The organism is Flavobacterium sp. FG19 (assembly GCF_057809475.1).
In genome coordinates, this window is record NZ_JBMDKA010000018.1 from 18612 (window position 1) to 31246 (window position 12635).

A 12635-nucleotide genomic window follows, 5' to 3' on the forward strand; every position below is an offset into this window, starting at 1 on the left:
GTATATTGATTGCTGCAAATATATAAAATAATTATTTTTGAATTAGAGACGGCTTATTTATCTGATTCATCAGCATCGGTATCTGTTATGCCTTCTTCGCTGACATCTACTACGGTTTCAGATGCAAATTTATATTCCTCACCAGGAGTTTCCGAAATGACTTCTTTTATGGAATCAATTACATCGTTGAGGGTATCAGCTGCTTTTTCGGCATACTCACTTACGATATCTTTGGTTTGTTCCAGATATTCTGCTGCGGAATCCAGCAGAGGTTCTGAGGCTTCTTTTACTTCTTCAAAAGTGTTTTCGGCCTGATCTGCCAGATCCGTGACAGATTCTTTGGCTGAGCCAAATAAATTACTGAAAAATGATGATAATCCCATGGTTATAAATTGATTAGTTGAGATTACAATATTACTTATTTTTAGAGAAAAACAATTGAATTTTTCATTAATTACGGGATAAAAAAAAGCGCCTCTTAAGAGACGCTTTTGTATTTAAAAAGTAAAAAGTTATGCATTTAAAGCTTCTACTTTAATAGCTTCATCATTCAGCATGCTTTTCAGCATATTTTCGATACCGCTTTTTAAAGTAAAAGTCGAGGAAGGACATCCGCTGCAGGCACCTTGTAAAATCACTTTTACCGTTTTGTCATCTTCGTTGTAAGAATCAAAGGCAATGTTTCCGCCATCGGCTGCCACCGCCGGTTTTACATATTCTTCTAAAATATTAATAATCTGCTGTGAAGTAACATCCAGCTTATCAAAGGCTTCATCTTTAGCGGTATCATTTTTGGCAGTAGTCTGAATTAAACTTTCATCTAAAACAGTTCCGCCGTTTTCAATAAATTGTTTAATAAACGTTCTTAGTTCCAGAGTAATTTCAGACCAGTCGTTAATTTCGTATTTGGTAACCGAGATGTAATTTTCATCAATAAAAATTTCTTTTACATACGGGAATTTAAATAATTCCTGTGCAAGCGGAGAAGAAGCAGTCTGATCGATATTTTTATACTCAACGGCATTTCGGGTTAACATTCTGCTCACCACAAATTTAAGAGCAGTCGGATTTGGAGTAGTTTCCCCATACACCGTAATAGGCTGTTTTTTAGGTTTGTTTTCGTCTACTTTTATAATAACGCCTCCTTTATCAACAAAAGCGGCAATCTGATCCGCAACAGCATCTTTTACATCATCCCAGTCAACAATACTGTATCTTTCAACAGCGATAAAATTTCCAGAGATATAAACAGTCTTTACAAACGGCAGGTAAAACAATTGTTGTGCCAGCGGCGAAGCTTGTGCCTCGTCGATATTTTTAAATTCAAAATTTTGATTCTGAGTTATAAAATCTTCAAATTCAAACTTTAAGATCGTTGGATTTTGAGTCTCTTTTATAGTGATTTTTGTCATGGTAGTAGTAATTTTTGGCAAATTTACTAAAGTTATTTTCTACTAATACCTATATTTGATTTTTTAATAAAATAATTAAGACTCTTTTCAAATATTTCGTACGAAATTAAGAAGGGTGTAAAAATTACGTAAACTAACTAACCATCATGAAATTAAAAATCAAATATTTATTTGTTTTTTTAATTACCACATTATTTGCTTATTCACAGGAAGGACTTCCGGTTTACTCGGATTATCTGTCTGATAATTACTACCTGATTCATCCTTCGATGGCAGGAGCGGCAAATTGTGCAAAAATTAGATTAACGGCCAGAAAGCAGTGGTTTGAACAAGAAGATGCTCCTTCACTTCAAACTTTAAGTTTTAATGGAAGAGTAGGAGAGCGTTCCGGAGCGGGAATCATTGTTTTTAATGACAAAAACGGATATCATTCACAAAAAGGAGTAAAACTTACGTATGCTCATCATATTATGTTTTCAAGGGATGAAATTGATTTAAATCAGCTTTCTTTTGGTATCAGCGGCGGTTTGATTCAGAGTCAGTTAGACGAAACTAAGTTTGGAAACACATTTGATCCTGTTATTTTCGGTTCTATTCAAAAAGATTCGTATTTCAATATGGATATTGGAGCTTCTTATAATTATCTGGATTTTTATGCTCACGCCACTGTTCAGGGAGTTTTAGAAACGAGAAGACAATTATACACGGATTATGAAAGTGATAATCTGCGAAAATTTCTTTTTAGTGCAGGATATGTGTTTGGAAAAAGAGAGAAAATTACCTGGGAGCCTTCAGTTTTATTTCAGTTGTTTGATCAGACGAAACAAAAATCGATTGACCTGAATATGAAAGCCTATAAAAACATGGATTTTGGAAGTTTATGGGCAGCATTGTCGTACAGAAGAAGTTTTGACGGAGCCCAATATAGTTCGGGAAGCGGCATTTCATCTCAGAAACTGCAGTATTTTACCCCTATAGTAGGAGTAAATTTTAAAAATTTTATGTTTGCTTATACGTATTCACAGGTTACAGGAAATGTAAAGTTCGATACCGGCGGTTATCACCAGATTACTTTAGGAATTGATTTATTCTGTAGAAAGGAACGTTACGATTGTAATTGTCCTGCAATTAATTAAAAATTTGTTATGCTTATTAAATCAGTAAACGGTAAGTCTCCTGTTATTCCGGAGGATTGTTATGTGGCAGAAAATGCTGCAATTATTGGAGATGTTACTTTTGGAACTTCCTGCAGCGTATGGTTTAATGCTGTGGTGAGAGGCGATGTTCATTTTATTAAAATTGGAAACAAAGTCAATATTCAGGATGGGGCGGTAATTCACTGTACGTATCAGAAACATCCCACTATAATAGGGAATAATGTTTCGATAGGACACAATGCTATTGTGCATGGCTGCACAGTACATGATAATGTTTTGATAGGAATGGGAGCTATTGTAATGGATAATTGTGTTATAGAAAGTAATTCGATTATTGCGGCCGGAGCCGTTTTAACACAAAACACTGTGGTTGCTTCCGGAAGTATTTATGCCGGTGTTCCAGCTAAGAAAGTGAAAGATATTGATCAGTCTGATTTTGCGGGTGAGATCGAACGCATTTCGAACAATTACGTCATGTATTCCGGCTGGTTGAAAAACGAAGATTAGCCAAGTAAATTTTTCAAAAGCCCGGAAAAACAAATTCCAGATTTCAAAAGGTTTCTGACTCTTTTGGAATCTGGAATTTGTTTTTTTGGAATTTATAAAGTTATAAATTGATTTTTTCAAAGAAAGCATTCTTATAGCTTTCACTTATGGGGATTCGTTTATCGCTTATTAAAACTTTATTTTTCTGTATCGACTTCACATGTTTTATATTGATGATATACGATCTGTGAATTCTTGAAAACCCTTTGCTTGAAAGTAAGTTTTCCAGCTTTATTAAACTAATCAGGGTAAGTGTAAATTTGTTGTCTGTAGTGTAAATTTTCACATAATCCTTTAGGCCTTCGATAAACAAAATATCGGAGAAATTCAGCTTTACATTTTCATATTCAGCCCTTACAAACATAAAATCCTGTTCGATTTCGGCGGCAGGAGCGGTTTCGGGAACAGCCTGTGTCTGCGTCTGCGCGGCCGGATTGGTAATCTGCTGTGCCCTTACAACTGATTTTAAAAAACGATGAAACGGAATTGGTTTTACAAGGTAATCTACTGCGCCCAGATTAAAACCTTCTACAGCATAATCAGAATAAGCGGTAGTGAAAATGATCAAAGGTTTTTTCTCGATAGTATTTATAAAATCGATACCGGAAAAATGCGGCATTTGAATATCCAGAAAAATTAAATCAATGTTGTTTTGATTTATAAAAGAGATGGCATCAATTGCATTATTGAAAGTGCTGACCAATTCGAGAGAATCTACTTTTTTGACAAAATCTTCTAATAATTCGACTGCTAAAGGTTCATCATCTATAATTACACATTTCATCTGTTGGAAATTAAGTTTTAAATTGTTTTGGCAGTCAAAAGTAGTTTTAAACCAATGAATTAAGTTTTAAAATTATCATAAAAAAATACACTGAGACAAAATTATAATTTTTATTTCAATGTTAAAATGCCTTATAAATATTTAGTTTACAGTAGTTTTAATTTCGTCTAATTTCAGGTTTAAATGAACACGATAAAACTGATTGTCCTGTTTAATAGTCAGTTCGTGCGCATTGGGGTAAAGTAAATCCAGACGATTTTGAATATTTACAAGTCCGATACCAGAGTTGTCAGGGTCTTTCTCGTAGTTTTCGATTGTATTTTCGATCCAGAAATCCAGATTGTTTTCTGAAATGAAAATTTTAATTTTTACATGAGCTGCTCCTTTATAGTCTGTTCCGTATTTAAAGGCATTTTCAACAAAAGAGATTAAAAGTAAAGGTTCAATAAACTTATTCCGGGTGTCTCCATGAACGTTTATTACAATGTCTTCAATATTGTTAAGTCTGAGTTTTTGCAGTTCGATATAGTTCTGAATATAGTTTATTTCTTTCTCTAAAGCCACCGTTTTGTTGTCTGTTTCGTAGAGCATATAGCGCATTAATTCAGACAAGGTCACGATGGCATCAGGAACCAAATCAGATTTCTTATGTGCCAGAGAATAAATACTGTTTAAAGAATTGAATAAAAAGTGCGGATTGGTTTGTTTACGCAGATAAATCAATTCTGTATTTGTTCTGTGGGTTTCGGCTATTAATTTATTCTGCTGATTATTATAAAACTCCGTAAGGGTTCTGATAATCGCACTAATAGTAAGTATTAAAATATAAAAAAACGACGGGCCTATTTTAAAGAAAAGCGGCTGTCTCATTTCGACCCTGAAATGTCTTCCTCTGGGAAAAAAATTAGGATCTCTCGGTATCATTCTGGCCGGAATTGTATTTTCAGGCCTCAGGTGTCTGAATTCAGGAATAAAATAGTTAATCCTGATTGCCATAAATAAAACGATAATGGCAAAAGCAAAAAGACAATACTGCCAGTATTTTTTTTGTAAAAGTAAAGCAGGTACCAGATAAAAATAATTCAGATAAAAAAGAGCAATTCCTGTTGCCCATTGCACATAGAAATCATTGCTGATCCTGAAAGGACTTTCATAAAACTGAATCAGAGAAGTCAGAATAAAGAAAAGCCAGATCATAAAATGGAACAGTATTTTATTTGAACTCGTATTTTTAATGGTATCTATCTTCATTTATAATTTTATTTTTAATAAAATTAATTCATTTTTGGTTACCGTTGGCGATAAGTGCTGTTTGAGTTTTTCAACTACCAAATCAGCTGTTTTTAAAGCGTCTTCTTCTGTGGCAAAACTTTTACTGTCGTTAATAACGGGAATAACAGATTGTTTAATGATCATTTTCCCTTTATAGGAAACGGTATATCCCCAGCCTGAATTTGTTTTGAATGATTCTGTTTGCAGCGCTTCTTTTTTGGTGCAGGAGACTATTTGCAGAACGAGAAATAAAAGCAGTAAATTCTTCCGGATTTCAGCCCGGAAGAAAGGTGTAATTTTAATTGTCATCATCGCTTTGTTCATCTTGTGGTCTGAATTCCCAGGCATCATCGTAATAAGAAGAACCAATTCTTCCCAGCATATAAAAACCACGATTGTTAATGGCAAATCCAACAGCATCTGTTCGGGTTGCTCCTTCCATAGGCGTTTTTTCTTCCCAAAGATCAGTTGAAGGATTATACTCCCAGCAGGTTTTTATATTTTCTCCCCCTACAATATATCCTAATCCGTTCATTGAAAAGCTCGACGCATTTGATCTTGTAATAGCGTAATCATCATTCCATGAATAATCATCATCAGTATCTTTATCAATATCTCTTTTTCTGGTCCAGACATCAGTCGAAGGATCAAATTCCCAGAAATCTTCCTGATAAACACCATTGTTGATTCCGGTTGCTAAATAAGCTTTATCTGAAATTACAAATACAGTAGCATTACGTCGTTTATTACCGCTAAATCCATTAACAAGCGTCCAGGTATTGGCCTGATCATCATACTGGTAAAAATCTTTTAGATAATTCCCGTCGTAACCTGTTCCAAAATACGCTTTCCCGCCAGCCTGAAAGCCTACAGCACCGTAGCGGCCTGTTCCTCCAAAGTCGGCTTTTTGCGCCCAGCTGTTATTTACAGGATCATACTGGTAAAAATCTTTTAGCTTATTGGTTCCGTCGTAACCAAGTCCTACATATCCTTTGTCATTCAGGGCAAAACTTGATGCAGAACTTCTTCCTACTCCCGGAAGAGTTGCTTTCTGTTCCCAGTAATCTCCGTTTGAATTGTAAGCCCATAAATCTTTTAAATATTCGTCTCCCGTATAACCGGTTGCTACATACGCATAATCTCCAATTACAAAACTTGTTGCACTAGATCTTGCAGGACCGTCGAACGCTGATTTCTTAATCCAGTTTCCTACTAAATCATCATCGTCATCGTCGTTACTGCAGCTTATAAAAAATAAGCCGGAAAGCAGGGTAGCGAATAATATTCCTTTTTTTAAATTATTCATAGTGTTTAAATTTATTTATTGTTTGTATTTGATCCCAATTCCTAAAACATATCCATTGCCGGTATTAAAATCGTAAAGGGTATGATTGTTACTATCTGTTAGTTTGTATTTTTTATCAAAGTCATAACCGGCTTTAAAATGTAAGAACCAGTTTTTGTCAACATTTCTTTCGTACTCAAATGAGGTGGTCATTTGCGATAATACGGCCCTTGAAATACTATTGTTTAAATTGTCAGCGGTGTTTAGATTGTAAAAATTTCCGTTGAAACTGTTGTTTAAAAAGAACTTGTTTCTAATGTTATTAGAATAGGAAAGAGCCGAATTGGGGAAACCAACCAAAAAGTTCACTTTTTCACTGGCTCTATAGTTAACAGAGGCAGTTGGAAGTATTTTTGGATTTCCAAAAACAGGGGTACGGCTGACTCCAAGGTGTATACTTACTTCTGAATTTAATTGCTGCATTATTTCAAAGCTTCCTAAAAATGTCAAATCAGAAATACTTAGATTTTCCTGAAAATTAATTGTTGGTGTAAGGGTAAAATTCAAATTTGCTGAATGACCGATTTCCTGTGAAAATGTAAGTTTGTTTTGAATCTGCTGTAAACGCTCTGTATTCTGTTCTGGTTCATAAAGGCCTAAATCATAATTTACATTCAGATTCGAATATTCTAATGTATTGCTAAAGCGGCCTTTTGAACTTACTTTTTTACTGAACAGAATTCCGACACCAGTTTCAATAAAATCAATTTTATCAGTGCGCTCTGTTTTTAAATTCATGTTTACTGAAAAACTCTCCTGAGCTTTTATGTGCATACATGACACTAAAAAAATGGAACAAATTATAAACCTTATTTTCATTACTTATTTATTGGTTCAAAAGTAGGCGGGAGGAGCTTTTAAAAAAAAGAATATATATGTATGCCTTTTTTTGATAGACAAAATGGTGCTTTTTTCAGGTGAATGAAATATTCTTTCAGGTTGATCTGTTGTAGATGTTTTTTTGCCATTGATAGTCGAAAAAACCATGATAGTATATGTTATGGTGAAGTGCAGGGCAGTGCATTTTATATTTGCTCAAAAAAATTATTATGCGTAAGATTTTATTATTACTGTTTTTTGCTCTGACTTTGTTTTCATGCGGTACTGATAGTGATGCAGGTGAGTTTGTCGTGGGGTCTGATTATCTGGCTTTAAGTAATAAGGTTGTAATGATCGACACTTTAACAGTAGAGCTGTCAACAATAAATTTTGACTCGCTGGTAACTTCAGGTCAAAGCCGGATTTTGATAGGGAATTATGATGATCCGATTTTTGGGAAAGTAAAATCAAACAGTTATTTTCAGCTGTCTTCCAGTACTTATGCTTTAAATAACAGTGGATCAGATACAGAAGCGACTAATTTTGTTTTTGATTCTATCTCAATGATTTTAAAATATGATAATTATTATTATGGAGATACCACGCAGGTACAGAAATTTGATATTCACCGTCTAACCAAGAAAGTGAAACCCAATACTGATGACTCTAATTTTTATAATAATTCAACATTAACTTACAGTGACGAAAGTCTAGGATCAATTTCGTATAAACCCCGTCCTGTAGGCAAAGATTCTATCAATATTAAAATGAGCGCAGAATTTGGAGAAGCCATTTTTCAAAAGATCAAGAAAAGGGAGATAACCGATTTTGATAGTTTTACGGAATATTTAAAAGGACTTGTCCTGATACCTTCTGAATCCAATTCTTCGAGTATTACAGGTTTTAATGTTTCAACGAGTAAGGTCAGGCTTTATTATTCGAAATATCAGGGGGAAGATGAGAATTCCTATCAGCTCGATTTTTCGATCTTAGATGTATCCAAACAATTCAATTCAATTTCTTCTGATAAAACGGGAACCCTTCTTCAGAACCTTCCTGTTTCAACAAGTAAACTTTCGAGTACTTTAACGAATAAGCAGGGCTTTATTCAGTCCGGAACCGGAGTGGCCTGCCGAATTGATTTTCCTAATATTAAACAGCTCAGGAATATCGCAGATAATGGCGCTATAGTAGATGCGCAGCTTTTTGTAAAACCGGTTAATAATTCTTATTCGGAGAAATATCCTTTAGCCGATTCTTTAAGAATTTATATTGGAGATAATTTAAACAGGATCAGCGGTTCTTTGTCTAATTCTGCGGGAAGTACTGTGTACGGTATTTTGAATAAGAAAAGCGATGAGTTTAATGAAAATATAGGGTATACCATTCCAATTGGTTATTTCCTGCAAAAGGAAATGCTGAAAACAGCCGATTCCAGGTCTTCCCTGATATTGACCCTGCCCAGTATTTCTAAAGCAGTTGACAGACTTGTTTTAGGAGATCAAAAACATGCAGACAATAAAATTCAAATTAAAATTTATTACGTATCTTATTAATGAAAAATAGAATAGTTTATTTAAGCTGCTTCATTTTAATGTCGCTGACTTCGTTCTCACAGAGTATTTCGAGTTCACCCTATTCATTGTACGGGGTAGGAAGTTTGTATGATTCTGATTTTGGTGTAATTCCGTCTATTGGATCTTCGGGAATTGCTTTGGCTTCGGGGACTTTTATTAATAATCTGAATCCCGCTTCATTGGGTTTTATGCCGCTCAATCACTTTATGCTTGATGTGGGAGGTAAAGCTATTGAAACTACTTACAGAAGTTCTTCCAGATCTGAAAAACGTAATAACTTTCAGTTCTCGCATCTGGCTTTTGCTTTTCCTGTAACCAAAAAATCAGCATTTAGTGTAGCGCTCAGACCGTATTCAAGTGCTTCTTATAAAATCTCTAACCTTGTTCTGCCTATTCTGGACAGCGGAGAATCATATACTCTTACCGCTGCAGGTTCCGGAGGACTAAACAATTTTGATTTTTCGTATGGCTATCGTTTTGGTAAAAAACTGACTGTTGGAGCTTCTGCTGCTTTATTGTTTGGAAATATTAAAGATGAAAGGGCTTATGTGGTAATGAATTCAATTTCTCTGATTAATAAAAAAACAGATTATAGCGGAGTTCGTGCAACAGTAGGTTCTCAGTATAAAATTGACTCGACCTTTACTATAGGAACAACCATTAAATTACCGGCACAAATAAAAGGATCAAAAGTACAGTCGGTGGAAACAATTTCGGATGAGGTTACTTCATTAATTGAGACGAATGTAAAGTCTGATGTCGATGACTATTATATGCCTCTGGAAATAGGAATAGGTCTTAGTAAACATTTTAATAAGACATTAAATGTTACGCTTGATTATGAAAAAAGTTTATGGAAAGATACGCGTCAATCTGATTCGTATGGCGAATTTGTAAATCAGGACCGGTTTGCTCTTGGGTTTATTTATTTTAATGAAAAAAAGAATTTTCGAAAATACTGGGACAGGGTGCAATATTCCGCAGGAGCTAACTTTGATACGGGATATTTGGAAGTTGATGGTAAAAGGGTGCAGAATGCATCTGTTTCTGTGGGAATTAATCTGCCTATCGAAAATACTTTTTCTTCACTTAATATTTCCTATTCGTATGGTCAAAAAGGAAGGATTACCAATGATTTAATTAAAGAAAACTATCATAAGATATCTCTTAATTTATCATTAGACGGAATCTGGTTTGTTAAACGTAAGTTTGAATAGTCCTTCTCTAAAAGTCTTTTTGGATTACGGGATATTGGTTTTCCAGAATAGATTTTAAAACGGCCGGATTTGAGTTTACATAAAATTCGGGCTCGCTTTTTTGTGCCGTTGTAAAACCCACTTTTTCACGCAGGACGTTCTGCGTTTGTCTGGCAACTGCTTCTCCTGAATCAATTATCTGGATATGTTCCGGAAGTATTTTTTTGATCTGCGGAATTAAGTAGGGGTAATGGCTGCATCCCAAAACCAGATAATCGATATTAGCATCAATCATAGGCTGCAGATAAGATTCTAATAACTGAGTCATCTCCGGTGAATTTAAATTCCCGTCTTCAATTAATTGAACTAAGCCATGACCAACCTGTTCAATAATAGTGGTGTGCTGGAACATTTCAGCTGTTTTATTGAATAATTCACTGTTCAATGTTCCTTTGGTAGCCAGTATGCCGATAACCTGTGTTTTAGAATTATTGGCTGCCGGTTTGATTGCTGGTTCAATTCCTATAAACGGGATATCATAATCTTTGCGGAGTTCGCGAATAGCATTTGTTGTGGCGGTATTGCAGGCAACCACAATTAATTTGCAATTATGATCCAGTAGAAATTCAACGTTTTTTTTGCTCAATACAACAATTTCCTCTTTTGTTTTTTGACCATAAGGCGCATTTTTGCTGTCGGCCAGATAAATAGTTTTTTCGTTAGGAAGAAGATCATGAATGGCTTTCCAGATGGAGGTTCCTCCAATGCCGGAATCAAAAACGCCTATAGGATTATTGTTTGTCATGGTGCAAAATTAATGTTTTTTGAGACAAAATTATATTTGAATTTACTATAAAACTACGATATAATACTCGTTTTATTTTTAAATAAACGTAAAAAAAAAAACTGCTCAAATTTTAAAATTTGAGCAGCTCTGATAGGAAAGAATTCGTTTTTTAGAATCCTAAATCTTTTTTAACATCAGCTGTAATGTTTGGACCATCAGCTAATAAAAGAGTAGAACCATCTAAGATGTACTGGAAACCTTTAGTTTTTCCAATTTTTTGGATAGAAGCTCTTACTTTTTCCATTAGAGGTTTTACAATGTCAGTTTCTTTTTGCTGTAATTCTTTTTGTGCATTATCTCTGTAATCCACAATTCTTTTTTGCATATCCTGAACTTCTTTAGAACGGTCTGTGTTTACAGCTTCAGTAACTGTAGTAGCTTCAGCTTCGTACTTTTTGATTTTAGTTTGATATTCGTCAACCATTTTTTTGTATTCAGCATCATATGTACCACTTAATTTTTGCAGTTGATTTTGAGCATCAAGCATAGCAGGCATTTTCGACATAATCTCACTAACATCAACATGGGCAACCTTAGCCTGTGCGTTCATTGTGTTACTTGCTCCTAATACTAGAATTGCAGCAATAAGTAAAGTTTTGATTTGTTTCATCATTTTTAAAATATTAATTAATTATTGGTCGTATTTGTTTTTTGTGTTTCGGCTTCTTTTGCTTTTTTAGCCGCTTCTCGTTCTTCGAGTATCTTTTTTCTTCTTTCTTCCAGTTCTTTTTTACGCTGCTCATACAGCTTTTGTCTTTCAGCAGCTTTGTCTACCACAGGAGTTTCAGTTTCTGTTGCAGCAGCAGGTTTAGCTGTCTCGTTTGTCGTTTTAGCTGATTCAGCTGCTGTTTTTGAAGTTTCTGTTGTTTTGGCAGTGGCTTCAGTTGTTTTGGCAGTTTCAGAAACCGTGCCATTTTTTTTAGCATCTCTTTCTGCCTGTAACGCTTTTCTTCTGTCGTCGTATTCTTTCTTCTTGGCTTCCTGCTCTAATCTTCTGTCTTCAATAAGTTTTTCCCTGGCTGCTTTTCTTTCATCTAATGCTTTTTGACGCTCTGCCATGGCCGGATTTTCATCCATTTCGTTTTCACGGTTTTCTTTAGCTTCCTGCTCTTTCAATTGCTTTTTAGTCAATTGCTCTCTTTTCTCTGTTCGGTTTAAAACACGCAGCACCTGATCGCTGATATCAAACCTTTTATTACTAAACAGCATGGTTAAATCTGCTGATTTATCAAAAATGAAATCATAGTTTTTAGCTTCGGCAATATCCTGAACGGCAGTAAAAACCTGATCCTGTATAGGTTTTGCCAGAGCTGCTTTCTGTCTCATTAAATTTCCATCAGCTCCAAATTGTTTCTGCTGATAGTCCATCATTTCATTTTCCAGAAATTTAATTTCTGTTTCTCTTTCTTCAATTAACTCTTTGGTCAATAAAGCTTTTTCGGTCTTAAGACTTTCTTTAAGAGAATTTATATTTAATTTTTTAGCTTCAATTTCCTGTTTCCACTTTTGGGCTTTAAGCTCCAGCTGAGATTTGGCCTCTTTATAGTCAGAAACATTTTCAAGGATATACTCCATATCAATGTAACCAATTCTGGTAGTCTTGCCTTGTGCCTGACTTGTATTAGCTACAATCAAGGCTAAAAATATAAATAAAAATTGTTTTCTCATAACATTACTTTA

The 12635-nt window shown here is 34.7% G+C and carries 14 protein-coding genes; 4 read left to right on the forward strand and 10 right to left on the reverse strand.

Annotated features, from left to right (window positions below):
• Positions 1-53 precede the first annotated feature (53 nt).
• Positions 54-383: a YtxH domain-containing protein gene (locus ACODST_RS17420; RefSeq protein ID WP_488933377.1), complete on the reverse strand. Its 330-nt coding sequence runs from the start codon at positions 381-383 to the stop codon at positions 54-56.
• Between the two features lie 129 nt (positions 384-512).
• Complete coding sequence (locus tag ACODST_RS17425) at positions 513-1412, reverse strand: NifU family protein (protein WP_488933378.1); 900 nt, start codon at positions 1410-1412, stop codon at positions 513-515.
• Positions 1413-1558: 146 nt separating this feature from the next.
• Here ACODST_RS17425 and ACODST_RS17430 point away from each other — a divergent pair, with 146 nt between their 5' ends.
• Positions 1559-2548, forward strand: a complete 990-nt coding sequence (locus ACODST_RS17430) for a PorP/SprF family type IX secretion system membrane protein (protein WP_488933379.1) — start codon at positions 1559-1561, stop codon at positions 2546-2548.
• Positions 2549-2557: 9 nt separating this feature from the next.
• The gene (locus ACODST_RS17435) at positions 2558-3076 is read left to right on the forward strand and encodes a gamma carbonic anhydrase family protein (RefSeq protein ID WP_488933380.1); all 519 of its coding nucleotides are present in this window, start codon (positions 2558-2560) and stop codon (positions 3074-3076) included.
• Between the two features lie 100 nt (positions 3077-3176).
• Here the strand turns inward: ACODST_RS17435 and ACODST_RS17440 are convergent, their stop codons facing one another.
• The 5 genes from ACODST_RS17440 to ACODST_RS17460 all read right to left on the reverse strand — a co-directional run bounded on the left by ACODST_RS17440 (position 3177) and on the right by ACODST_RS17460 (position 7254).
• Positions 3177-3899, reverse strand: coding sequence for a LytR/AlgR family response regulator transcription factor (locus tag ACODST_RS17440; RefSeq protein ID WP_488933381.1), 723 nt, complete (start codon positions 3897-3899; stop codon positions 3177-3179).
• A gap of 141 nt (positions 3900-4040) precedes the next feature.
• Positions 4041-5150 carry a sensor histidine kinase gene (locus ACODST_RS17445; RefSeq protein ID WP_488933382.1) on the reverse strand — a complete coding sequence of 370 codons (1110 nt, stop codon included), beginning with the start codon at positions 5148-5150 and terminating at the stop codon, positions 4041-4043.
• Positions 5151-5483 (reverse strand): DUF4907 domain-containing protein, encoded by a 333-nt coding sequence (locus tag ACODST_RS17450; RefSeq protein ID WP_488933383.1) that lies wholly within the window; start codon positions 5481-5483, stop codon positions 5151-5153.
• Positions 5470-6477, reverse strand: a complete 1008-nt coding sequence (locus ACODST_RS17455) for a Kelch repeat-containing protein (RefSeq protein ID WP_488933384.1) — start codon at positions 6475-6477, stop codon at positions 5470-5472. Before ACODST_RS17455 ends, ACODST_RS17450 begins: the two co-directional genes overlap by 14 nt.
• 15 nt (positions 6478-6492) lie before the next feature.
• The gene (locus ACODST_RS17460; RefSeq protein WP_488933385.1) at positions 6493-7254 is read right to left on the reverse strand and encodes a DUF6268 family outer membrane beta-barrel protein; all 762 of its coding nucleotides are present in this window, start codon (positions 7252-7254) and stop codon (positions 6493-6495) included.
• A gap of 311 nt (positions 7255-7565) precedes the next feature.
• On the opposite strand from ACODST_RS17460, the gene ACODST_RS17465 reads away from it, so the two are divergent.
• The gene (locus tag ACODST_RS17465) at positions 7566-8891 is read left to right on the forward strand and encodes a DUF4270 family protein (protein WP_488933386.1); all 1326 of its coding nucleotides are present in this window, start codon (positions 7566-7568) and stop codon (positions 8889-8891) included.
• Complete coding sequence (gene bamG, locus ACODST_RS17470) at positions 8891-10129, forward strand: BamG family beta-barrel-assembly machinery protein (RefSeq protein ID WP_488933387.1); 1239 nt, start codon at positions 8891-8893, stop codon at positions 10127-10129. The genes ACODST_RS17465 and bamG overlap by 1 nt, the downstream gene beginning before the upstream one ends.
• A gap of 7 nt (positions 10130-10136) precedes the next feature.
• Here bamG and murI read toward each other — a convergent pair whose 3' ends face one another.
• The 3 genes from murI to ACODST_RS17485 form a co-directional block, all read right to left on the reverse strand.
• On the reverse strand, positions 10137-10913 hold the full coding sequence (gene murI / locus ACODST_RS17475) for a glutamate racemase (RefSeq protein ID WP_488933388.1): 777 nt from the start codon (positions 10911-10913) through the stop codon (positions 10137-10139).
• Between the two features lie 151 nt (positions 10914-11064).
• A complete protein-coding gene (locus ACODST_RS17480) occupies positions 11065-11568 on the reverse strand; it encodes an OmpH/Skp family outer membrane protein (RefSeq protein WP_488933389.1) in 504 nt (167 codons plus the stop codon).
• A 14-nt stretch (positions 11569-11582) separates the two neighbouring features.
• Entirely contained in the window at positions 11583-12623 is a 1041-nt protein-coding gene (locus ACODST_RS17485; protein WP_488933390.1) for an OmpH/Skp family outer membrane protein, read from the reverse strand.
• Between the last annotated feature and the right edge of the window lie 12 nt (positions 12624-12635).